Source organism: Buttiauxella sp., from assembly GCF_049686335.1.
GTDB lineage: Bacteria > Pseudomonadota > Gammaproteobacteria > Enterobacterales > Enterobacteriaceae > Buttiauxella.
Genome location: NZ_JBAVHX010000033.1, coordinates 118595 through 141602, shown reverse-complemented (window position 1 = coordinate 141602; position 23008 = coordinate 118595). Strand labels below are relative to the sequence as shown.

The window sequence follows — 23008 nt, the reverse complement described above, 5'->3', positions numbered from 1 at the left end:
TCTTGTCTTGGGGCCGTTGCTACGAGCAAAAAAAAACCCGCGCAGTGGCGCGGGTTTTTTTGTCTGGAGGCTTGAATCAACGCTTGTTGTCGCCCACCAGTCTACCGCGCAATGAAGTTGCGTTTAGTAGTAGACCTAGTAGGCGGACGGTGCGAATCATGTTTCAAGCTCCTGTGAATTCGTTATGCATTTATTGGTACTTGATCTGTCTTGCTGTGTCAACACTCGATTCTTTTAGTACGGGGTAATGGGGTGTAACTCTGGAATGGACAGTAGCAAATCATGCTGACAGATGCGGATTTCGTAACATATATAAAAAGTATGAAAAAGGATTTCTTACCTTCACAAGTAAAAATGAAATTATCAGAAACAGTTATAAACATGATGTTTAATACTTACGTTATTCATCATGGTTATGATTTGGGGGGATTATTGGTCATTTAGATTATTTTTAGGACTTTGGTATCTATTTTTATTAGCAGTTTTTTAGTAGAACGTTTGTTTCTGAAAAGGATATGTTATCAATGCTTAATATATTATTCATTGGACGAATCATTGTGTGTTAAGTCATTTTGTGATTTGATTAGCATGATCCAGAAATCAACTGACGAAGAAAAACCATATGAATTTAATGATTTATCAGGCTTGTCAGTCGCTAAAGTCGTGTTGGTGCATTAGAAGCCATTAGTTTATTCATTAATATCTAAACTATTTAGATGGCGTATTAATAGCATTAATCAGCATGTTCTGTTTAGCAAATGATAATAGGGGTAGCTCGCAGAGTGAATCTGCGAAAAAGGAATTGCAATCTTAGTGGAGTCTGACATGTCTGATGAATATGTAGAACAACCGGCAGTTCATGATGGATTTAAACCTCAACTGCGTTCTGTTGATTTAAATTTATTAACCGTATTTGATGCTGTAATGCAAATGCAGAATATTACACGCGCAGCGCAATCTCTGGGAATGTCTCAACCCGCAGTGAGTAATGCCGTCGCCCGACTTAAAGTGATGTTCAACGATGAGCTTTTTGTACGCTATGGGCGTGGCATCCAGCCTACTGCGCGGGCATTTCAGTTATTTGGTTCAATTCGCCAGGCATTGCAACTCGTGCAAAATGAGTTGCCTGGAGCAGGTTTCGAACCCACCAGTAGTGAAAGAATATTTAATATCTGCGTCAGTAGCCCTTTAGATAATATGCTGACCTCTGTCATTTTCAATAATATGAAACGCTTTGCGCCGGGTATTCAATTACTGTTTAAATCAGCTTTAAATAAAGATATTGAACACCAGTTGCGTTATCAGGAGACCGAGTTTGTAATTAGCTATAACGAATTCCGTCGCCCAGAGTTCACTTGTATCCCATTGTTTGAAGATGAAATGGTGCTGGTGGCCAATCAGAAACATCCACGCTTAATTAAACCGATTACCGAAGAAGATGTGTATAACGAAAAACATGCGGTGGTCTCTCTTGAGCGTTTTGCCTCATTTAGTGCTCCCTGGTATCAAACACCCGAAAAGTTAGCCTGCATCGCTTATCAGGGAATGGCATTGACCAGTGTTTTAAATGTCGTCTCGCAAACTCACCTGGTTGCTATCGCGCCACGCTGGTTAGCGGAAGAGTTTGCTGATTCACTACATTTGCAAACCTTCGAATTACCTCTCAAAAATAATACCGCGACCTGCTATTTATCATGGCATGAAGCTGCCGGCCGCGACAAAGGGCACCAGTGGATGGAAAAACTTCTGACCACGGTGTGCAGTAAATAGATTTAGGCGTTGAGACTTCATTCAGCCGGATGGTGGAAGCTATCCGGTTATTCTTCATTTGTTTAAATTTGTAGTTTTTTCCGCTGTTATTGCTTTCGCTCATTATCTCCTGCCAGACTAATAAACCCTCCAGCTAATTAGATTTAACCTGCAAATCATCCTTTCATGATATTTCCAATCATACTATTTGCTTATGCTCAGAGTTTTACTTCGTCAGATTAGGGTTTTGTAGTGTTCGTCAGGAACCGGTGTTTTGACGCGTGAAGATTGGCAATTGATTGCCTGATTTTCAACGGTTATGTTAGGCAGACTATCAAAATTAAAAAGACATATGCAGGGCGCAACAACCTGTCTCAACGACTTAGCCGAAATGGTTTCAGCGGTCGGTCAAACACGTAAGCCTGGAGGCAAACCATGGAGATGTTGTCAGGAGCCGAGATGGTCGTCCGATCGCTTATCGATCAGGGCGTTAAACATGTATTCGGTTATCCCGGAGGCGCAGTACTTGATATTTACGATGCGCTTCATACGATTGGCGGCATTGATCATGTGCTGGTGCGCCATGAACAAGCGGCAGTGCATATGGCTGATGGCCTGGCACGTGCGACGGGTGAAGTCGGTGTCGTACTGGTGACATCGGGGCCGGGGGCCACAAACGCGATAACCGGTATTGCTACGGCTTATATGGACTCCATTCCAATGGTGGTGCTGTCAGGCCAGGTCGCGACCTCCCTCATTGGTTATGATGCTTTCCAGGAATGCGACATGGTGGGGATTTCTCGCCCGGTCGTGAAGCACAGCTTTTTAGTGAAACAGGCGGAAGATATTCCTGCCGTTATCAAAAAAGCCTTCTGGCTCGCTGCAAGTGGTCGTCCAGGGCCGGTGGTGGTGGATTTGCCGAAGGACATTATGAGTCCGGCAAACAAGTTCCCGTATAGCTACCCTGAATCGGTCAGCATGCGTTCTTACAACCCGACGACTCAGGGCCACAAAGGGCAGATTAAACGCGCACTACAAACGTTGTTGGCCGCGAAAAAACCAGTCATGTACGTTGGCGGTGGTGCGATCACATCTGCCTGCCATGACGAACTACGCGTGCTGGCTGAAAAACTCAATATTCCCGTTGTCTCCTCCTTAATGGGGTTGGGGGCATTCCCGGGTACGCATCGCCAGGCATTAGGCATGCTCGGGATGCACGGAACTTACGAAGCCAACATGGTGATGCACAACTCCGACGTTATTTTCGGTGTCGGCGTGCGTTTCGATGACCGTACCACCAACAATCTGGCGAAGTACTGCCCGAATGCGACCGTGCTGCATATTGATATCGACCCGACTTCTATATCCAAAACTGTCGGTGCGGATATTCCTATAGTTGGCGATGCGCGGCAGGTGTTACAGCAGATGTTGGAATTGCTGGCGCAGGAAGATACCTCGCAATCTTGTGATGAAATTCGCGACTGGTGGCAGCAGATTGAACACTGGCGCGCGCGTCAGTGCCTCGAATTTGACAGAACTAGCGACAAAATTAAGCCTCAGGCGGTTATCGAAACCATCTATCGTCTGACAAAAGGCGAAGCTTACGTCACGTCGGATGTTGGCCAGCATCAGATGTTTGCCGCACTCTATTACACCTTTGATAAACCACGGCGATGGATTAACTCTGGTGGCCTTGGCACCATGGGCTTTGGGTTGCCGGCGGCACTGGGTGTGAAGCTAGCACTGCCGGAAGAAACCGTGGTTTGTGTCACCGGTGATGGCAGTATTCAGATGAATATCCAGGAGCTTTCCACTGCGCTGCAATATGGATTGCCGGTACTGGTATTAAACCTCAACAACCGTTACCTCGGCATGGTTAAGCAGTGGCAGGACATGATTTATTCTGGTCGTCACTCCCAGTCTTATATGGAATCTTTGCCTGACTTTGTGCGCGTCGCAGAAGCTTATGGGCACGTAGGGATCGGTATCAGCAAACCTGAAGAGCTGGAAAGCAAACTGATTGAAGCCCTGGAAGCGGTGCGCAACCAGCGTCTGGTCTTCGTTGATGTCACAGTAGATGGCACTGAGCATGTGTACCCAATGCAGATCCGTGGCGGTGGTATGGATGAGATGTGGTTAAGTAAAACGGAGAGAACCTGATTATGCGCCGGATATTATCTGTATTACTCGAAAATGAGTCCGGGGCGTTGTCCCGAGTGATAGGCTTGTTCGCTCAGCGCGGTTACAACATTGAAAGCCTGACGGTGGCTCCGACTGACGATCCTACGCTTTCACGGATGACTATCCAGACGGTAGGGGACGCGAAAGTTCTTGAGCAGATTGAGAAGCAACTGCACAAGCTGGTGGATGTCCTGCGGGTAAGCGAACTGGTGCAGGGCGCACACGTTGAGCGTGAAATCATGCTTGTGAAAGTGCAGGCCAGCGGTTACGGGCGTGAAGAAGTGAAGCGCAACGCAGAAATCTTCCGTGGGCAAATCATTGACGTCACGCCAACGCTGTACACGGTGCAGTTGGCAGGAACCAGCGATAAGCTGGACGCATTCCTGAATACCATTCGTGAAGTGGCAAAAATTGTCGAAGTGGCTCGCTCAGGCATTGTAGGCGTATCGCGCGGCGATAAAATCATGCGCTAGCATGTGGAAAGTGACTGAAAAGTAACCCGGTGAACGATGCCGGGTTTTTTTTTGCAAATTACCCATCAACTGCCAGCAAAAGCGGTTGCCCGAGTTATTATTCTGCGCTTAGATGATAAAATGAAACCATGACCAGGGTATGGTTATGGAAATCCTATATTAAGGGGCTACTGTGAAATTGGATGAAATCGCGCGCCTGGCTGGAGTTTCGCGCACCACGGCGAGCTACGTCATCAACGGTAAGGCAAAGCAGTATCGCGTCAGCGATAAGACCGTTGAGAAAGTTATGGCGGTTGTTCGCGAACATAACTACCACCCGAATGCGGTGGCCGCGGGATTACGTGCCGGGCGTACGCGTTCTATCGGATTAGTTATTCCAGACCTTGAGAACACCAGTTATACCCGTATTGCAAACTATCTGGAGCGTCAGGCTCGCCAGCGTGGCTACCAGTTGCTGATTGCCTGCTCTGAAGATCAGCCAGATAATGAAATGCGCTGCATCGAACACCTCTTGCAACGCCAGGTGGACGCCATCATTGTTTCCACCTCATTGCCGCCTGAGCATCCTTTCTACCAGCGTTGGGCGAACGACTCATTTCCGATCATTGCACTCGATCGCGCATTAGACCGTGAAAACTTCATTAGCGTCGTCGGTGCCGATCAGGAAGATGCGGAAATGCTGGCCAGCGAGCTGCGTACGTTCCCAGCTGAAACCGTACTTTATCTCGGCGCGTTGCCGGAGCTTTCCGTCAGCTACCTGCGTGAACAAGGTTTTCGCACTGCCTGGAAAGACGATCCTCGTGAAGTGCATTTCCTGTATGCCAACAGCTACGAACGCGAAGCCGCAGCGCAGTTGTTTGATAAATGGCTGGAAACCCATCCCATGCCGCAGGCTCTGTACACCACTTCATTTGCATTATTACAAGGTGTTATGGATGTAACCTTGCGACGCGAAGGGCAATTACCGACTGAGCTGGCTATTGCCACCTTCGGTGACCATGAGCTGCTCGACTTCCTGCAATGCCCGGTTTTGGCCGTTGCACAGCGCCACCGTGACGTTGCTGAACGTGTGCTGGAGTTAGTTCTTGCGAGTCTGGATGAGCCGCGTAAGCCGAAACCAGGCCTGACCCGTATTCGTCGTAATCTATACCGCCGTGGAAGTTTAAGTCGCCACTAACAAAAGATGGCAGTTCCGGCTGCCATTCTTAATTAAGAATATTCCCGTGTTATTTTTATTAGTCATTCTGGTAATTATTTTTCGCGGGTAATAGAGGAAACTTTATTTCATTAATCGATATAAGATGACCTTTAGAATTATTTTGTTACATAGCAATGTGTAAAAATGCCGGATAAATAAACAATAGCCATCTGATAAGTATCAATCTTCGCTCCAGCCCGCGCTTCGCCTGCATCTGGCGCTGTTATCCTCTCGAGAAATACCTTAAAATGCCGACCGCGTCGCAAACTGAACACTTCATATTTTACCTGTCAGGTTTTCAGTCGATTTAACGATATTTATGCTTATTGGCCATTTTTCTTTCAAATATTCATAACGTTAATTTTGCATCGTGAATGTAGCGCCTTTTCACGCCAGTCATTTATCAATCGCTTACGAGATGAAAATTATTTCCATCAGCGTTGTAGCTTGCTTGACAAGGTTTTCCTCCGCTCCGTAAACTCCTTTGGGTGGGAATTTGTGGGTGAAAGTGGTGGAAAGAGGATTTTAAGGGTGAGGCTGGCATGTTCCGTGGGGCAACATTAGTCAATCTCGACAGCAAAGGGCGGCTCGCCGTACCTACCCGTTACCGGGATGCGCTTGTCGAAACCTCTGAAGGTCAGATGGTCTGTACCATCGACATCCATCACCCATGCCTGCTGCTTTATACCCTTCCCGAGTGGGAAATTATTGAACAAAAGCTAGCTCGTCTGTCGAGCATGAACCCTGTAGAGCGTCGCGTGCAGCGACTGTTACTGGGCCATGCCAGTGAATGTCAGATGGATAGTGCCGGGCGTTTACTGTTGGCACCTGTTTTGCGCCAACACGCCGGGCTAACCAAAGAAGTGATGCTGGTTGGGCAGTTCAATAAATTTGAACTGTGGGATGAAACGACCTGGCATCAACAGGTCAAGGAAGACATCGACGCTGAGCAGGCCACGACGACTACGTTGTCGGATAGGCTGCAGGACTTGTCACTATAAATAATGATGGAAAATTTTAAACATACTTCGGTGCTGCTTGATGAGGCCGTGAATGGTCTCAACATTCGTCAGGATGGCATCTACATTGATGGCACGTTTGGTCGTGGCGGACATTCTCGATTGATTCTTTCCCAGTTGGGACCAGAAGGACGTCTGCTGGCTATCGACCGTGACCCACAAGCCATTGCTGCAGCACAAGCAATTGATGACCCGCGCTTCTCTATCATTCATGGACCTTTCTCTGAATTAGCTCAATACGCAAGCGAACGCGATTTGCTCGGCAAAATTGACGGCATTCTGCTGGACCTGGGTGTCTCTTCCCCTCAGCTTGATGATGCCGAACGTGGTTTCTCGTTTATGCGTGATGGACCACTGGATATGCGTATGGATCCGACTCGCGGCCAATCGGCTGCGGAATGGTTGCTGAGTGCAGATGAAGCGGACATTGCCTGGGTTATCAAAACCTTCGGTGAAGAGAAGTTCGGCAAACGTATCGCGCGCGCCATTATCGAACGTAATCGTGAACAGCCAATGACTCGAACTAAAGAGTTGGCAACGGTTGTGGCCGCGGCAATGCCGGTTAAAGACAAGTTTAAACACCCGGCAACCCGTACGTTCCAGGCTATTCGTATCTGGATCAACAGTGAACTGGAAGAAATTGAACAGGCGCTTAAAGGTTCAATTCCAACACTTTCACCTGGTGGCCGTCTGTCGATCATCAGTTTCCACTCTTTGGAAGACCGAATTGTTAAGCGCTTTATGCGTGAAAACACCCGTGGGCCACAGGTTCCGGCGGGGATCCCAATGACGGAAGCACAGCTGAATAAGCTCGGCGGCAGATACTTAAAATCGATTGGCAAAATGATGCCAGGCGATGAAGAAGTGGCGGAAAACCCGCGTGCACGTAGTTCAGTACTGCGCATAGCAGAAAGGACGAACGCATGATCGGCAAGGTGGCAGAAGCCCTGACTAAAGTTACTGGCCAACTGAGCAGTGGCGAGCGACATGCGCTACCAGCAGTGATTGGTGGTGACTTGTTGCGTAATGGGAAAATGCCACTGATTTTGTTTACCGCCATTATCGTTACCGCCATTTTCGTTGTCACCACCGCGCACCACACCCGTCTGCTTACCGCACAGCGCGAGCAAATGGTGGTGGAGCGTGATGCGTTAGATATCGAATGGCGTAACCTGATTCTGGAAGAAAACGCACTGGGCGATCATAGCCGGGTGGAGCGGGTCGCGACGGAAAAGCTGCAATTGCAGCATGTCGACCCATCGCAGGAAAACATCGTAGTTCAGCAATAAGGAATCGCGTGACAGATGAGAGCAGCGGCAAAAACGCTTAAACCGAAACGCCAGGAAGAACAGGCCAACTTTGTAAGTTGGCGTTTTGCGTTGCTTTGCGGTTGCATTTTGCTGGCGCTGGTTTTCCTGTTGGGGCGCGTTGCCTGGCTGCAAATCATTGCGCCGGACATGTTGGTACGTCAGGGCGATATGCGCTCCTTACGTGTTCAGGAAGTTTCGACTTCTCGCGGTATGATCAGTGACCGCGCGGGCCGTCCATTAGCAGTGAGTGTGCCGGTTAAAGCCATTTGGGCTGACCCGAAAGAGTTGCATGACGCAGGTGGCATCACGCTGGATAACCGCTGGAAAGCGCTGGCCGATGCACTGAAAATTCCTCTTGATCAGCTCGCTTCCCGAGTAAACAGTAACCCGAAAGGTCGCTTCATTTATCTTGCACGTCAGGTGAATCCAGATATTGGCGATTACATCAAAAAACTCAAACTTCCAGGTATTCATCTACGCGAAGAATCTCGCCGCTACTACCCTTCTGGCGAAGTAACCGCTCACCTCATTGGCTTCACCAACGTCGATAGCCAGGGGATTGAAGGCGTTGAAAAAAGCTTCGATAAATGGCTAACCGGTCAACCTGGCGAGCGAATCGTCCGTAAAGACCGCTTTGGTCGCGTCATTGAAGACATCTCCTCTACTGACAGCCAGGCCGCTCATAACCTGGCTTTGAGCATTGATGAACGCCTGCAAGCACTGGTTTACCGTGAGCTAAACAACGCTGTGGCTTTCAACAAAGCCGAATCGGGCAGTGCGGTACTGGTAGATGTGAACACCGGTGAAGTTCTGGCGATGGCAAACAGCCCATCCTACAACCCAAATAATCTTAGCGGCACGCCAAAAGACGTGATGCGTAACCGTACCATTACGGACGTTTTCGAGCCGGGTTCGACGGTTAAACCGATGGTGGTAATGACTGCGCTGCAACGTGGCGTGGTGCGTGAGAATACCGTCCTGAATACCGTGCCGTACCGCATCAATGGTCATGAGATCAAAGATGTGGCGCGCTACAGCGAATTGACCCTTACCGGGGTACTACAGAAGTCGAGTAACGTCGGGGTTTCCAAACTGGCGTTAGCGATGCCCTCCTCAGCGTTGGTAGATACTTACTCACGTTTTGGATTGGGAAAAGCGACCAACTTGGGGCTGGTCGGAGAACGCAGTGGCTTATATCCGCAAAAACAACGGTGGTCTGACATAGAGAGGGCCACCTTCTCTTTCGGCTACGGGCTAATGGTAACTCCGTTACAGTTAGCGCGTGTCTACGCAACGATTGGCAGCTACGGCGTGTATCGTCCGCTGTCGATTACGAAGGTTGATCCTCCGGTTCCAGGTGAGCGTATTTTCCCTGAGCCTTTGGTTCGTACCGTCGTTCATATGATGGAAAGTGTGGCATTGCCTGGTGGTGGCGGCGTGAAAGCGGCTATCAAGGGCTACCGCATCGCAATTAAAACCGGTACTGCGAAAAAAGTCGGTCCGGATGGACGTTACGTTAACAAATACATTGCTTACACCGCAGGCGTAGCACCAGCCAGTAATCCGCGATTCGCATTGGTAGTAGTAATTAACGATCCACAAGCAGGTAAGTATTACGGTGGTGCCGTCTCTGCACCTGTGTTCGGTGCCATCATGGGCGGCGTTCTACGCACCATGAATATCGAACCGGATGCTCTGGCGACAGGTGAAAAAAGTGAATTTGTAATCAATCAAAAAGAGGGATCAGGTGGCAGATCGTAATTTGCGCGACCTTCTCGCTCCGTGGGTGCCAGCATTACCTGCGAGAGCTCTGCGAGAAATGACACTCGATAGTCGCGTGGCGGCATCGGGCGACCTTTTTGTGGCTGTAGTCGGTCATCAGGCGGACGGGCGTCGATATATCCCGCAGGCAATAGCGCAAGGCGTAGCCGCTGTCGTTGCTGAAGCTGAAGGCGAAGCAACGGATGGCGAAATCCGTGAAATGCACGGTGTGCCGGTTATTTATCTGAGCCAACTGCATCAACGTCTTTCTGCTCTGGCGGGGCGTTTTTACAACGAGCCTTCGAGTGCATTACGTTTGGTGGGTGTTACCGGGACTAACGGGAAAACTACCACCGCACAACTGCTTGCCCAGTGGAGCCAGTTGTTAGGCGAAACCAGTGCTGTTATGGGTACTGTGGGTAACGGCCTGCTTGGCAATGTGAAACCCACTGAAAACACCACCGGTTCTGCCGTTGATGTACAGCAAGTGCTTGCTAACCTTGCCGATCAGGGGGCGACCTTTGCCGCTATGGAAGTATCTTCTCATGGCCTGGTCCAGCATCGTGTTTCCGCTCTGAAATTTGCTGCCAGTGTGTTCACTAACCTAAGCCGTGACCACCTCGATTACCACGGTGATATGGCAGGCTACGAAGCGGCCAAATGGCTGCTGTTCTCTGAACATGATTACGGCAATGCCATCATCAATGCTGATGATGAAGTCGGACGCAACTGGTTAACGCGTTTACCTGACGCCGTTGCCGTTACTATGGAAGACAATTTACAGCCGGGCTGTCGTGGCCGTTGGTTAAAAGCAACCGACGTGCGCTATCACGATGGCGGGGCGACCATTCGCTTCAGCTCTTCCTGGGGCGACGGAGAGATCGAAAGCCGCCTGATGGGCGCCTTCAACGTCAGCAACTTACTGTTAGCGTTGGCAACCCTGTTAGTGCTGGATTATCCCCTTCAAGAACTGCTGAAAACGGCCCCGAGCCTGCAACCGGTTTGCGGCCGTATGGAAGTTTTCAGCGCACCGGGTAAACCGACGGTGGTGGTGGATTATGCCCACACCCCGGATGCTCTGGAAAAAGCGTTACAAGCGGCTCGTTTGCATTGCAGCGGTAAGCTGTGGTGCGTATTTGGTTGCGGTGGCGATCGCGATAAAGGCAAGCGTCCGATTATGGGCGGCATTGCTGAACAGTATGCAGATATCGTGGTTGTTACCGATGACAATCCACGTACCGAAGAGCCGAATGCAATTGTGGCTGACATTCTGGTTGGCATGCTGGACGCGGGTCGCGCATATGTCGTTGCAGGCCGTGCCGAAGCGGTAACCAATGCAATAATGCAGGCGCAAGAAAATGATGTAGTTCTGCTGGCCGGTAAAGGCCACGAGGACTACCAGATTGTTGGTATACGCCGTCTGGACTACTCCGACCGTGTCACTGCCGCCCGTTTGTTGGGGGTTGTGGCATGATCCGCGTTTCATTAAGCCATCTTGCCACGGTGTTGCATGGCGAATTGTACGGGGCTGATGCCGACATCATTGATGTCACTACCGACACGCGCAAATTAACTCCTGGTTGCCTGTTTGTCGCATTAAAGGGCGAGCGCTTTGATGCGCACGACTTTGCGCAAGATGCGGTAAACGGCGGGGCAGGGGCGTTGTTGGTTTCCCGTAAGCTCGATGTTAACGTTCCACAACTTGTGGTAGCGGATACTCATCAGGCATTCGGTGAACTGGCAGCCTGGGTTCGTCAGCAGGTTCCAACGCGTATTGTTGCCCTGACCGGTTCTTCTGGCAAAACCTCTGTAAAAGAGATGACCGCCGCGATTTTGCGCGAGTGCGGTAACACGTTATACACCGCTGGAAATCTGAATAACGATATTGGCGTGCCAATGACGTTATTACGCCTGACGCCAGAATATGAGTATGCGGTCATTGAGCTGGGTGCAAACCATCAGGGTGAAATCGCCTGGACCGTCAATTTGACGCGTCCGGAGGCTGCACTGGTGAACAACCTGGCCGCCGCGCATCTTGAAGGTTTTGGTTCACTGGCAGGCGTGGCGAAAGCCAAAGGTGAGATCTTCGCCGGGCTGCCTGCAAACGGCATCGCCATTCTCAACGCCGATAATAATGACTGGCTGAACTGGCAAGAGATCATTGGTGAGCGCAAAACCTGGCGCTTCTCACCCAATGCTACCGGCAGCGATTTCACCGCGACCAACGTGCATATCACTGCACATGGCACCGAATTCACCATCAAAACGCCAGACGGCGACATTGATGTGAATTTGCCACTTCCTGGCCGCCATAACATTGCTAACGCACTGGCTGCGACATCACTTGCAATGGCGGTAGGTGCGCCACTGGAAGCGATCAAAGCAGGTCTTGCGGACTTAAAAGCTGTTCCTGGACGTTTGTTCCCGATTCAACTTTCTGAAAACCAACTTCTGCTCGACGACAGTTACAACGCCAATGTGGGGTCAATGACCGCCGCAGCACAGGTGCTGTCCGAAATGCCTGGTTTCCGTGTGATGGTTGTCGGGGATATGGCTGAACTTGGCGATGACTCTGTTGAGTGCCATCGCCAGGTAGGCGAAGCCGCGAAAGCGTCCGGCATTGATTGCGTATTGAGCGTGGGCTCACTGAGCGAAACAATCAGTCTGGCCTCTGAAGTTGGCGAACATTTTACCGATAAGCCTTCTTTAATCGCGCATTTGAAGACGTTGCTCGCCGAGCATTCGATGATGACTATTTTAGTGAAAGGTTCACGTAGTGCCGCCATGGAACAGGTAGTACGCGCATTACAGGAGAATGGAACATGTTAGTTTGGCTGGCCGAACACTTGGTCAAATATTATTCCGGCTTTAACGTCTTTTCTTATCTGACGTTTCGCGCCATCGTCAGCCTGCTGACTGCTCTGTTCATCTCGTTATGGATGGGGCCGCGTATGATTGCTCGTTTACAGCAACTCTCTTTCGGCCAGGTTGTCCGTAACGACGGTCCTGAATCCCATTTCAGTAAGCGCGGAACCCCAACGATGGGCGGGATTATGATCCTGACTTCTATCGTTATTTCTGTACTGATGTGGGCATATCCATCTAACCCTTATGTCTGGTGCGTGTTGTTCGTGCTGGTGGGCTACGGCGCGATTGGCTTTGTCGATGATTACCGCAAAGTGGTGCGTAAAGATACCAAGGGCCTAATTGCTCGCTGGAAATATTTCTGGATGTCCGTCATCGCGTTGGCTGTGGCCTTCACGATGTACAGCGCAGGGAAAGGAACGCCAGCCACTGAGCTGGTTGTGCCGTTCTTTAAAGACGTGATGCCTCAGCTTGGCCTGTTTTATGTGCTGCTGGCGTATTTCGTTATCGTCGGCACCGGTAATGCGGTCAACCTGACAGATGGCCTGGATGGCCTGGCCATTATGCCAACTGTTCTGGTAGCAGCCGGTTTTGCGCTGGTGGCCTGGGCTACCGGTAACATTAAGTTCGCTGAATACCTGCATATTCCTTATCTGCGTCACTCTGGTGAACTGGTTATCGTCTGTACGGCAATCGTCGGTGCAGGCCTTGGATTCTTGTGGTTCAACACCTATCCAGCGCAAGTATTTATGGGCGATGTGGGCTCTCTGGCTCTGGGCGGTGCGCTCGGGACTATCGCCGTATTGCTGCGTCAGGAATTCCTGTTAGTGATTATGGGCGGTGTGTTTGTTGTTGAGACACTGTCGGTCATCTTGCAGGTCGGTTCCTTCAAATTGCGCGGACAACGCATTTTCCGTATGGCCCCTATTCATCACCATTATGAATTGAAAGGTTGGCCGGAGCCGCGAGTCATTGTGCGCTTCTGGATTATTTCGCTGATGCTGGTCCTGATTGGCCTGGCTACCCTGAAGGTGCGTTAACTATGGCTGATTACCAGGGTAAAAAAGTCGTTATTATCGGATTAGGCCTCACTGGCCTTTCCTGCGTGGATTTCTTCCTTGCGCGCGGTGTAACGCCACGCGTGATGGACACCCGCATCTCACCGCCAGGCCTTGAAAAACTGCCAGAAGCGGTAGAACGACATACTGGCTCACTCAATGAAGACTGGTTGTTAGCGGCTGACTTGATTGTTGCCAGTCCTGGTATCGCTGTAGCCCATCCTGCACTCAGCCGCGCGGCTGATGCGGGTGTTGAAATCGTGGGTGATATCGAGCTGTTTTGCCGTGAAGCACAAGCGCCGATTGTGGCGATTACCGGTTCTAACGGTAAAAGCACCGTCACAACTTTAGTCGGTGAAATGGCAAAAGCGGCAGGTATAAATGTGGGCGTGGGGGGCAACATCGGCTTGCCTGCGTTGATGCTGCTTGATCCTGCTCGGGAGCTTTATGTACTTGAGTTATCCAGCTTCCAGTTAGAAACCACTTCGAGCCTGAAAGCTGCAGCGGCGACCATTCTTAACGTCACTGAAGATCATATGGATCGCTATCCGTTTGGTCTGCAGCAGTACCGTGCGGCTAAACTGCGTGTTTATGAAAACGCGGCGGTGTGTGTGGTGAACGCGGATGACGCGTTGACCATGCCAGTGCGTGGTGCAGACGATCGTTGCATCAGTTTTGGCGTAGATGTCGGTGACTATCACCTTAACCATCAGCAGGGCGATACCTGGCTGCGGGTGAAAGGCGAGAAAATCCTCAACACCAAAGAGATGAAAGTGGTGGGTCGCCATAACTACACCAACGCTCTTGCTGCGCTGGCGCTGGCTGATGCGGTGAAACTCCCGCGCTCCAGCAGCCTGAAAGCGCTGACCACCTTCACCGGTCTTGCTCACCGCTTCCAGCTGGCATGGGAACGTAACGGTGTGCGCTGGATTAACGACTCCAAAGCGACCAACGTTGGCAGTACTGAAGCTGCGTTGAATGGTTTGAAAGTCGAAGGGACTTTGCATCTGCTGCTGGGGGGGGACGGTAAATCTGCTGATTTCTCTTCACTGGCTCAATACCTGCAAGGGTCAGCGATTCGTCTTTATTGCTTTGGTCGTGATGGTACAGAACTTGCCGCGTTGCGTCCTGATGTCGCTGAACAAACTGAAACGATGGCGCAGGCGATGAAATTGGTCGCCGCGCGCGTACAACCGGGTGACATGGTTCTGTTATCGCCTGCATGCGCGAGCCTTGATCAGTTCAAAAACTTTGAACAGCGTGGCGACCAATTTACTCAACTTGCGAAGGAGCTTGGCTGATGCGCTTCTCTCTCCCTCGCCTGCGAATGCCCCGATTGCCAGGATTTGCCATCCTGAGCTGGCTGGCGTCGGCAGTTAAAGGCTGGGTGATGGGCACCAAAGAAGCTGACTCAAATAGCATCGTAATGTATGACCGCACGATGTTATGGCTGACTTTTGGTCTGGCGGCAGTCGGTTTCATTATGGTGACTTCCGCCTCCATGCCTGTAGGGCAGCGTCTGGCGAATGACCCATTCCTGTTCGCCAAGCGTGACGGTCTGTACATCATCCTGGCGTTTGTATTAGCAATGATCACACTGCGTTTGCCGATGGATTTCTGGCAGCGCCACAGTACTGCAATGCTGCTGTTATCCATTGCGATGCTATTGATTGTACTGGTTGTTGGTAGCTCGGTTAACGGCGCGTCACGTTGGATTGCATTCGGCCCACTACGTATTCAGCCTGCAGAGTTCACGAAGCTGTCGCTGTTCTGTTATCTCGCCAACTACCTGGTTCGTAAAGTGGATGAAGTGCGTAATAACCTGCGCGGCTTCCTCAAACCGATGGGCGTGATCCTGGTATTAGCGGTGCTGCTTCTGGCGCAGCCTGACTTAGGTACGGTAGTTGTGTTGTTCGTGACCACACTGGCGATGCTATTCCTGGCAGGGGCAAAACTTTGGCAGTTCCTGGCCATTATCGGTATGGGGATTTCCGCCGTCGTGCTGCTGATCCTTGCCGAACCGTATCGTATTCGCCGTGTGACCTCCTTCTGGAATCCATGGGATGACCCGTTTGGTAGCGGCTATCAGCTAACACAATCTCTGATGGCATTTGGTCGCGGCGAATTGTGGGGGCAGGGTTTAGGCAATTCGGTGCAAAAACTCGAATATTTACCGGAAGCGCATACCGACTTCATCTTCTCGATTATCGGTGAAGAGCTCGGATATATCGGTGTGGTGCTGGCATTATTGATGGTATTCTTCGTGGCTTTTCGTGCGATGTCCATTGGTAAACGCGCGTTAGAAATGGACCAGCGTTTTGCGGGCTTTTTGGGCTGCTCCATCGGGGTCTGGTTTAGTTTCCAGGCACTGGTAAACGTGGGTGCTGCTGCAGGGATGTTGCCGACCAAAGGTCTGACATTACCCCTGATCAGTTACGGTGGTTCCAGCCTGTTAATTATGTCTACAGCAATCATGATGTTGCTGCGTATTGATTATGAAACACGTCTGGCTAAAGCGCAGGCGTTTACGAAGGGTGTGCGATGAGTAATCAAACCCGGCGGTTAATGGTGATGGCAGGTGGGACGGGTGGACATGTGTTCCCAGGTCTTGCAGTTGCGCATCACTTAATGGCTCAGGGCTGGCAAGTGCGCTGGCTCGGGACCGCCGATCGTATGGAAGCAGATTTGGTTCCTAAGCATGGAATTGAGATCGACTTTATTCGTATTTCAGGTCTGCGTGGTAAGGGCCTGAAAGCAATGCTGCTGGCACCGGTGCGGATTTTCAACGCCTGGCGTCAGGCTCGGGCCATCATGAAAGCCTATCGCCCGGACGTCGTTCTGGGAATGGGTGGTTATGTTTCAGGTCCTGGCGGTCTGGCGGCGTGGTCGCTGGGTATTCCGGTCGTGTTACATGAGCAAAACGGGATCGCCGGGCTGACCAACAAATGGCTGTCAAAGATTGCCAAAAAAGTGATGCAAGCCTTCCCGGGCGCATTCCCGAATGCGGATGTAGTGGGCAACCCGGTGCGTACCGATGTCCTCGCACTGCCGCTGCCGCAAGAGCGTTTAGCGGGGCGAGTAGGCCCGGTTCGGGTTTTAGTGGTCGGTGGTTCTCAGGGCGCACGCGTACTCAACCAGACCATGCCGCAAGTCGCAGGCCGACTGGGAGATGCCTTCACAATCTGGCACCAGTCGGGCAAAGGCGGGCAGGATGTAGTTCTGCAGGCTTACGCTGACGCCGGCCAACCTCAGCATAAAGTGACTGAGTTTATTGATGATATGGCCGCTGCGTATGCATGGGCCGATGTCGTGGTATGTCGCTCAGGTGCATTAACCGTAAGCGAAATCGCGGCGGCAGGATTACCTGCGCTGTTTGTTCCCTTCCAGCATAAAGACCGTCAGCAGTACTGGAATGCACTGCCGCTGGAAAAAGCTGGAGCGGCAAAAATACTGGAGCAACCGCAGTTTACTGTGGATGCCGTTACCCAGACTCTCGCCGGGTGGGACAGAGCAACGTTACTGGCAATGGCCGAACGTGCGCGTGCTGTTTCCATTCCTGATGCCACAGAGCGGGTAGCAAAAGAAGTGAGCGCCGCAGCAATGGCGTAATCATTGTGGGTGGCCGTTTAGCCCATGAATATTTGAAGTAATGGCGTTTTACGCTGCAGGTTAGAGAATGAATACACAACAACTGGCGAAACTGCGTTCTATCGTGCCCGAGATGCGTCGCGTCCGGCACATACACTTTGTTGGCATCGGCGGCGCCGGTATGGGCGGTATTGCCGAAGTTTTAGCTAATGAAGGTTACCAAATCAGTGGGTCTGATTTGGCTCCGAACCCGGTTACTCAGCAGTTGTCGGCGCTGGGCGCCACGATTTATTTCAACCATCGCCCGGAAAACGTGCTGGATGCGAGTGTTGTCGTGGTTTCTACCGCAATCTCTATGGATAACCCGGAAATTGTTGCCGCTCATGAAGCGCGTATCCCGGTTATTCGTCGTGCTGAAATGCTTGCCGAGTTGATGCGTTTTCGTCACGGCATCGCCATTGCTGGTACGCATGGTAAAACCACCACCACAGCGATGGTTTCCAGCATTTATGCAGAAGCCGGTCTTGATCCTACTTTTGTTAACGGTGGCCTGGTCAAAGCCGCAGGAACGCATGCCCGTTTAGGCAATAGCCGTTACCTGATTGCAGAAGCGGATGAGAGTGATGCGTCATTCCTCCATCTGCAGCCAATGGTTTCCGTGGTGACAAATATCGAAGCCGATCATATGGATACCTACCAGGGCGACTTCGAGAATTTAAAGCAGACGTTTATTAACTTCCTGCACAACCTGCCGTTTTACGGCCTGGCGGTCATGTGTGTGGACGATCCAGTTATCCGTGAGCTGTTGCCGCGTGTGGGCCGTAAAATTACCACTTATGGTTTTAGCGAAGACGCTGATGTTCGCGTCGAAAATTATCATCAGAAAGGGCCGCAGGGGCATTTCACCATCGCGCGACAGGGCAAACCTGCATTGCATGTTACGTTGAATGCTCCTGGTCGCCACAATGCGTTAAACGCCGCAGCTGCGGTGTCGGTGGCGACAGAAGAAGGCATTGATGATGCTGACATCCTGCGCGCGCTGGAGAGCTTCCAGGGAACCGGGCGTCGCTTTGATTTCCTCGGTGAGTATCCGCTTGCCGAAGTAAATGGCAAAGAAGGCACCGCCATGCTGGTTGATGACTACGGTCACCACCCAACAGAAGTTGATGCCACCATTAAAGCGGCACGTGCAGGTTGGCCGGATAAAAATCTGGTTATGATTTTCCAGCCGCACCGTTTCACCCGTACTCGTGATTTGTACGACGACTTTGCTAACGTATTGTCGCAAGTTGATTCTTTGCTGATGCTGGATGTTTATTCTGCGGGCGAAGCCGCGATTCCTGGTGCTGACAGTCGTTCATTGTGTCGCACAATTCGTGGACGTGGAAAAGTCGACCCAATTCTTGTTCCTGACGCAAGCCAAATTGCGGATGTTTTAGCACCAGTTTTGACAGGAAATGATCTTATCCTGGTGCAAGGTGCGGGAAATGTAGGGAAAGTTGCCAGAAACCTGGCTGAATTCAAATTGCAGTCCCACACTAAGGAAGGAGACCAACATGGCTGATAAAATTGCTGTCCTGCTGGGCGGAACTTCCGCTGAACGTGAGGTGTCTTTGCAATCAGGTGCGGCGGTTCTTGCAGGTCTGAGAGAAGCAGGAATTGACGCGCATGAAGTCGACCCGAAAAATACGCCAGTGACTGAGCTGAAAGCCCAGGGTTTTGACAAAGTCTTTATTGCGTTACATGGTCGTGGCGGCGAAGACGGAACCCTTCAAGGGCTGCTGGATTTCCTGAAGTTGCCTTATACCGGAAGTGGCGTGATGGCTTCCGCTATCACCATGGATAAGCTGCGTACCAAATTACTGTGGCAAGGTGCCAATTTACCGGTGGCTCCATCGGTCGCATTAACGCGCCGTGATGTAGAAGCCGGTATCAGTGCATCCACTGTAGAACGGATTGCAGGCTTGGGGATGCCAGTCATCGTTAAGCCAAGCCGAGAAGGTTCAAGCGTCGGTATGTCGAAGGTCGATAATGTTGCGGCACTGCCAGCAGCACTGGAACTGGCCTTTAAACATGACGAAGAAGTGTTGATCGAAAAATGGTTAAGCGGCCCTGAATATACGGTAGCTATCCTTGGCGAAGAAATTTTACCGTCAATTCGTATCCAACCCGCCGGAATTTTCTATGATTATGAGGCGAAGTATCTCTCTGATGAGACACAGTATTTTTGTCCAAGCGGTTTAATCGAGCAGCGCGAGCAAGAGTTGCAGGCTTTAGTGCTGCAAGCCTGGCAAGTGCTGGGTTGCAGCGGTTGGGGACGTGTAGATGTCATGTTAGATAGTGACGGGCAGTTTTACCTGTTGGAGGTGAACACCTCTCCGGGCATGACCAGCCACAGCCTGGTGCCGATGGCGGCTCGTCAGGCTGGAATGACATTCTCTCAACTGGTAGTGCGTATTCTGGAGTTGGCAGACTGATATGTCGCAAGCAGCTCTGAATACGCGTAATCGCCAGGAAGAAGAAGAAACCAGTTCTCGTCGCAGTAACGGTGGGCGACTGGCCGGGATAATTTTCCTGAGCGCAGTACTGTTTACGGTATTTATTGGCGGCTGGATTGTGGTCGGCTGGATGGAAGATGCACAGCGTCTTCCTCTGTCTAAGTTAGTGGTTACTGGTGAACGGCATTACACCCGTAACGATGATATTCGTCAGTCAATTCTGGCGCTGGGTCCGCCTGGTACATTCATGACTCAGGATGTGAATATCATTCAGCAGCAAATTGAACGTTTGCCATGGATTAAACAGGCGAGTGTGAGAAAGCAGTGGCCTGATGAATTGAAGATTCATCTGGTTGAATATGTGCCCATCGCGCGCTGGAATGATCAACATATGATTGATGCGCAAGGAAATGCGTTCAGTGTTCCAGCAGAACGCGCTGTAAAGCAGACTTTACCTATGTTATCTGGGCCGGAAGGCAGTGAAGGTGAAGTATTGCAAGGCTATCGCGCAATGGGCGATGTGCTGGCAAAGGATAAATTTACGTTGAAAGAAGCGGCAATGACCGCTCGTCGTTCCTGGCAATTGACGTTGAATAATGGCATTAAGCTTAATTTGGGCCGGGGCGATACGATGAAACGCTTGAGTCGCTTTGTAGAACTTTACCCTGTTCTGCAGCAGCAAGAGCAAGCCGACAATAAAAGGATTAGCTATGTCGATTTGCGTTATGACTCGGGCGCGGCAGTGGGTTGGCAACCTGCTCCCGTAGAAGAACCTAATCCTAATCAGCAACAGAATCAGGCACAGGCAGAATAACAATGATCAAGGCGACGGACAGAAAACTGGTAGTAGGACTGGAGATCGGTACCGCAAAGGTTGCCGCTTTAGTAGGGGAAGTTCTGCCTGACGGTATGGTCAATATTATTGGCGTGGGCAGTTGCCCATCGCGTGGTATGGACAAAGGTGGCGTAAACGATCTCGAGTCAGTCGTGAAATGCGTTCAGCGCGCGATTGACCAGGCCGAGTTAATGGCTGATTGCCAAATTTCTTCGGTCTACCTTGCGCTGTCAGGTAAGCACATTAGCTGTCAAAACGAGATTGGCATGGTGCCAATTTCTGAAGAAGAAGTGACGCAGGAAGACGTTGAAAACGTCGTTCACACCGCGAAGTCGGTGCGCGTACGTGACGAACATCGTGTTTTGCACGTTATCCCGCAAGAATATGCAATTGACTACCAGGAAGGCATCAAAAATCCTGTAGGTTTATCGGGTGTGCGCATGCAGGCTAAGGTGCACTTGATTACCTGCCATAACGATATGGCGAAAAACATCGTTAAAGCCGTTGAACGCTGTGGCCTTAAAGTTGACCAACTTATCTTTGCAGGACTTGCGGCAAGCTACGCAGTGTTGACTGAAGATGAACGTGAGTTAGGGGTCTGCGTTGTCGATGTCGGTGGTGGTACTATGGATATCGCGGTCTACACTGGCGGCGCATTGCGCCACACCAAAGTTATCCCTTATGCAGGGAACGTGGTGACCAGCGACATCGCTTATGCCTTCGGGACACCGCCGAGTGACGCTGAAGCTATTAAAGTGCGCCATGGCTGCGCACTGGGTTCGATTGTAGGTAAAGACGAAAACGTTGAAGTGCCAAGTGTCGGTGGACGTCCACCACGTAGCCTGCAACGTCAGACGCTCGCTGAAGTTATCGAGCCTCGATATACCGAACTGTTGAATCTGGTTAACGAAGAGATATTGCAATTACAAGAGCAACTTCGCCAGCAAGGTGTAAAGCACCACCTGGCGGCGGGGATTGTACTAACGGGTGGCGCGGCGCAAATTGAAGGGCTGGCAGCCTGTGCGCAACGTGTATTCCATACACAAGTTCGTATCGGACAACCGTTAAATATTACTGGCCTGACTGATTATGCTCAGGAGTCTTATTACTCCACAGCAGTCGGCTTGCTGCACTACGGGAAAGAAACACATCTCAGTGGTGAAGCAGAAGTGGAAAAAAGGACCTCTGTCGGCTCATGGATTAAGCGAATCAACAGCTGGCTGAGAAAAGAGTTTTAAATTTTATAAGAGACCAGACAAAATTAGCGGTCTCAGGCGACAGGCACAAAACGGAGAGAAACTATGTTTGAACCTATGGAACTGACCAACGACGCGGTGATTAAAGTCATCGGCGTCGGTGGTGGCGGCGGCAATGCCGTTGAACACATGGTGCGTGAACGCATCGAAGGTGTTGAATTCTTTGCAGTGAATACTGACGCTCAAGCGTTACGTAAAACTGCGGTAGGCCAGACTATTCAGATTGGTAATGGTATTACCAAAGGTCTGGGTGCCGGTGCTAACCCTGAAGTGGGCCGTACTGCTGCGGAAGAAGACCGTGATGCATTACGTGCTGCACTGGAAGGCGCAGACATGGTATTTATCGCCGCAGGTATGGGTGGCGGTACAGGTACAGGTGCAGCACCTGTAGTAGCAGAAGTCGCTAAAGATTTGGGTATCCTGACTGTCGCTGTTGTGACTAAGCCTTTCAACTTCGAAGGCAAGAAGCGCATGGCATTCGCGGAGCAGGGGATTGCCGAACTGTCTAAGCATGTTGACTCATTGATCACCATCCCAAATGACAAACTGCTGAAAGTTCTGGGCCGAGGTATTTCTTTGCTTGACGCTTTTGGCGCAGCAAACGACGTATTGAAAGGCGCAGTGCAGGGTATCGCTGAACTGATTACCCGCCCGGGTCTGATGAACGTCGACTTTGCTGACGTTCGCACCGTAATGTCCGAAATGGGTTATGCCATGATGGGTTCTGGAGTGGCAAGTGGCGAAGACCGTGCAGAAGAAGCAGCAGAAATGGCGATTTCCAGCCCGCTGTTGGAAGACATCGATCTGTCTGGCGCGCGCGGCGTGCTGGTCAACATCACCGCTGGCTTTGATCTGCGTCTGGATGAGTTTGAAACTGTGGGTAACACCATCCGTGCATTCGCATCTGATAACGCCACTGTCGTTATCGGTACATCTCTGGATCCAGAGATGAACGACGAACTGCGTGTGACCGTTGTTGCAACCGGTATTGGTATGGACAAACGTCCAGAAATCACCCTGGTGACCAACAAGCAAACTCAGCAGCCAGTAATGGATCGCTACCAACAGCACGGAATGGCTCCGCTTCAACAAGAGCAAAAGCCAGTCGCTAAAGTAGTGAATGACAATACGCCACAAACAACGAAAGAGCCTGATTATCTGGATATTCCAGCCTTCTTGCGCAAGCAAGCTGACTAAGAATAAACCGGAAGTTGGGG

General features: G+C 50.9%; 20 protein-coding genes. 19 read left to right on the top strand and 1 reads right to left on the bottom strand.

Annotated elements, in window-relative coordinates; translation table 11 throughout:
* Positions 1-76: 76 nt before the first annotated feature.
* Positions 77-160 (bottom strand): leu operon leader peptide, encoded by an 84-nt coding sequence (gene leuL, locus WBL83_RS19445; RefSeq protein ID WP_424590752.1) that lies wholly within the window; start codon positions 158-160, stop codon positions 77-79.
* Between the two features lie 665 nt (positions 161-825).
* Here leuL and leuO point away from each other — a divergent pair.
* The 19 genes from leuO to ftsZ all read left to right on the top strand — a co-directional run bounded on the left by leuO (position 826) and on the right by ftsZ (position 22988).
* The gene (leuO, locus tag WBL83_RS19440) at positions 826-1770 is read left to right on the top strand and encodes a transcriptional regulator LeuO (RefSeq protein ID WP_424590660.1); all 945 of its coding nucleotides are present in this window, start codon (positions 826-828) and stop codon (positions 1768-1770) included.
* A gap of 414 nt (positions 1771-2184) precedes the next feature.
* The gene (ilvI, locus tag WBL83_RS19435; protein ID WP_424590659.1) at positions 2185-3909 is read left to right on the top strand and encodes an acetolactate synthase 3 large subunit; all 1725 of its coding nucleotides are present in this window, start codon (positions 2185-2187) and stop codon (positions 3907-3909) included.
* Positions 3910-3911: 2 nt separating this feature from the next.
* Positions 3912-4403, top strand: a complete 492-nt coding sequence (gene ilvN, locus WBL83_RS19430; RefSeq protein WP_034460956.1) for an acetolactate synthase small subunit — start codon at positions 3912-3914, stop codon at positions 4401-4403.
* Between the two features lie 172 nt (positions 4404-4575).
* The gene (gene cra / locus WBL83_RS19425; protein WP_424590658.1) at positions 4576-5580 is read left to right on the top strand and encodes a catabolite repressor/activator; all 1005 of its coding nucleotides are present in this window, start codon (positions 4576-4578) and stop codon (positions 5578-5580) included.
* Between the two features lie 563 nt (positions 5581-6143).
* Entirely contained in the window at positions 6144-6602 is a 459-nt protein-coding gene (gene mraZ, locus WBL83_RS19420) for a division/cell wall cluster transcriptional repressor MraZ (RefSeq protein WP_064539946.1), read from the top strand.
* Positions 6603-6605: 3 nt separating this feature from the next.
* A complete protein-coding gene (rsmH, locus tag WBL83_RS19415) occupies positions 6606-7547 on the top strand; it encodes a 16S rRNA (cytosine(1402)-N(4))-methyltransferase RsmH (RefSeq protein ID WP_424590657.1) in 942 nt (313 codons plus the stop codon).
* Positions 7544-7909 carry a cell division protein FtsL gene (gene ftsL / locus WBL83_RS19410; RefSeq protein WP_424590656.1) on the top strand — a complete coding sequence of 122 codons (366 nt, stop codon included), beginning with the start codon at positions 7544-7546 and terminating at the stop codon, positions 7907-7909. Before rsmH ends, ftsL begins: the two co-directional genes overlap by 4 nt.
* A 15-nt stretch (positions 7910-7924) precedes the next feature.
* A complete protein-coding gene (locus WBL83_RS19405; protein WP_424590655.1) occupies positions 7925-9691 on the top strand; it encodes a peptidoglycan glycosyltransferase FtsI in 1767 nt (588 codons plus the stop codon).
* Entirely contained in the window at positions 9678-11165 is a 1488-nt protein-coding gene (gene murE, locus WBL83_RS19400) for a UDP-N-acetylmuramoyl-L-alanyl-D-glutamate--2,6-diaminopimelate ligase (protein WP_424590654.1), read from the top strand. Before WBL83_RS19405 ends, murE begins: the two co-directional genes overlap by 14 nt.
* A complete protein-coding gene (gene murF / locus WBL83_RS19395; protein WP_424590653.1) occupies positions 11162-12520 on the top strand; it encodes a UDP-N-acetylmuramoyl-tripeptide--D-alanyl-D-alanine ligase in 1359 nt (452 codons plus the stop codon). Before murE ends, murF begins: the two co-directional genes overlap by 4 nt.
* On the top strand, positions 12514-13596 hold the full coding sequence (gene mraY, locus WBL83_RS19390) for a phospho-N-acetylmuramoyl-pentapeptide-transferase (RefSeq protein WP_424590652.1): 1083 nt from the start codon (positions 12514-12516) through the stop codon (positions 13594-13596). Before murF ends, mraY begins: the two co-directional genes overlap by 7 nt.
* 2 nt (positions 13597-13598) lie before the next feature.
* Complete coding sequence (gene murD / locus WBL83_RS19385) at positions 13599-14915, top strand: UDP-N-acetylmuramoyl-L-alanine--D-glutamate ligase (RefSeq protein ID WP_424590651.1); 1317 nt, start codon at positions 13599-13601, stop codon at positions 14913-14915.
* Positions 14915-16159, top strand: coding sequence for a cell division protein FtsW (ftsW, locus tag WBL83_RS19380; protein WP_424590650.1), 1245 nt, complete (start codon positions 14915-14917; stop codon positions 16157-16159). The genes murD and ftsW overlap by 1 nt, the downstream gene beginning before the upstream one ends.
* Positions 16156-17223: an undecaprenyldiphospho-muramoylpentapeptide beta-N-acetylglucosaminyltransferase gene (murG, locus tag WBL83_RS19375; RefSeq protein WP_424590649.1), complete on the top strand. Its 1068-nt coding sequence runs from the start codon at positions 16156-16158 to the stop codon at positions 17221-17223. Before ftsW ends, murG begins: the two co-directional genes overlap by 4 nt.
* Positions 17224-17290: 67 nt before the next feature.
* Entirely contained in the window at positions 17291-18766 is a 1476-nt protein-coding gene (murC, locus tag WBL83_RS19370; protein ID WP_424590648.1) for a UDP-N-acetylmuramate--L-alanine ligase, read from the top strand.
* Positions 18759-19679, top strand: a complete 921-nt coding sequence (locus WBL83_RS19365) for a D-alanine--D-alanine ligase (protein WP_424590647.1) — start codon at positions 18759-18761, stop codon at positions 19677-19679. Before murC ends, WBL83_RS19365 begins: the two co-directional genes overlap by 8 nt.
* 1 nt (position 19680) lies before the next feature.
* Complete coding sequence (gene ftsQ, locus WBL83_RS19360) at positions 19681-20514, top strand: cell division protein FtsQ (RefSeq protein WP_424590646.1); 834 nt, start codon at positions 19681-19683, stop codon at positions 20512-20514.
* A gap of 2 nt (positions 20515-20516) precedes the next feature.
* Positions 20517-21773 (top strand): cell division protein FtsA, encoded by a 1257-nt coding sequence (gene ftsA / locus WBL83_RS19355; RefSeq protein WP_034460940.1) that lies wholly within the window; start codon positions 20517-20519, stop codon positions 21771-21773.
* Positions 21774-21836: 63 nt separating this feature from the next.
* Positions 21837-22988, top strand: a complete 1152-nt coding sequence (ftsZ, locus tag WBL83_RS19350; protein ID WP_064539921.1) for a cell division protein FtsZ — start codon at positions 21837-21839, stop codon at positions 22986-22988.
* Positions 22989-23008: the final 20 nt, after the last annotated feature.

Coding starts and splice junctions, on each gene's coding strand:
- leuL (WP_424590752.1), bottom strand. CDS start 160: ATGATTCGCACCGTCCGCCTACTAGGTCTACTACTAAACGCAACTTCA.
- ftsL (WP_424590656.1), top strand. CDS start 7,544: ATGATCGGCAAGGTGGCAGAAGCCCTGACTAAAGTTACTGGCCAACTG.
- ftsZ (WP_064539921.1), top strand. CDS start 21,837: ATGTTTGAACCTATGGAACTGACCAACGACGCGGTGATTAAAGTCATC.
- rsmH (WP_424590657.1), top strand. CDS start 6,606: ATGATGGAAAATTTTAAACATACTTCGGTGCTGCTTGATGAGGCCGTG.
- mraZ (WP_064539946.1), top strand. CDS start 6,144: ATGTTCCGTGGGGCAACATTAGTCAATCTCGACAGCAAAGGGCGGCTC.
- ftsA (WP_034460940.1), top strand. CDS start 20,517: ATGATCAAGGCGACGGACAGAAAACTGGTAGTAGGACTGGAGATCGGT.
- murG (WP_424590649.1), top strand. CDS start 16,156: ATGAGTAATCAAACCCGGCGGTTAATGGTGATGGCAGGTGGGACGGGT.
- ftsW (WP_424590650.1), top strand. CDS start 14,915: ATGCGCTTCTCTCTCCCTCGCCTGCGAATGCCCCGATTGCCAGGATTT.
- murC (WP_424590648.1), top strand. CDS start 17,291: ATGAATACACAACAACTGGCGAAACTGCGTTCTATCGTGCCCGAGATG.
- ftsQ (WP_424590646.1), top strand. CDS start 19,681: ATGTCGCAAGCAGCTCTGAATACGCGTAATCGCCAGGAAGAAGAAGAA.
- ilvN (WP_034460956.1), top strand. CDS start 3,912: ATGCGCCGGATATTATCTGTATTACTCGAAAATGAGTCCGGGGCGTTG.
- murD (WP_424590651.1), top strand. CDS start 13,599: ATGGCTGATTACCAGGGTAAAAAAGTCGTTATTATCGGATTAGGCCTC.
- WBL83_RS19405 (WP_424590655.1), top strand. CDS start 7,925: ATGAGAGCAGCGGCAAAAACGCTTAAACCGAAACGCCAGGAAGAACAG.
- ilvI (WP_424590659.1), top strand. CDS start 2,185: ATGGAGATGTTGTCAGGAGCCGAGATGGTCGTCCGATCGCTTATCGAT.
- WBL83_RS19365 (WP_424590647.1), top strand. CDS start 18,759: ATGGCTGATAAAATTGCTGTCCTGCTGGGCGGAACTTCCGCTGAACGT.
- murF (WP_424590653.1), top strand. CDS start 11,162: ATGATCCGCGTTTCATTAAGCCATCTTGCCACGGTGTTGCATGGCGAA.
- mraY (WP_424590652.1), top strand. CDS start 12,514: ATGTTAGTTTGGCTGGCCGAACACTTGGTCAAATATTATTCCGGCTTT.
- leuO (WP_424590660.1), top strand. CDS start 826: ATGTCTGATGAATATGTAGAACAACCGGCAGTTCATGATGGATTTAAA.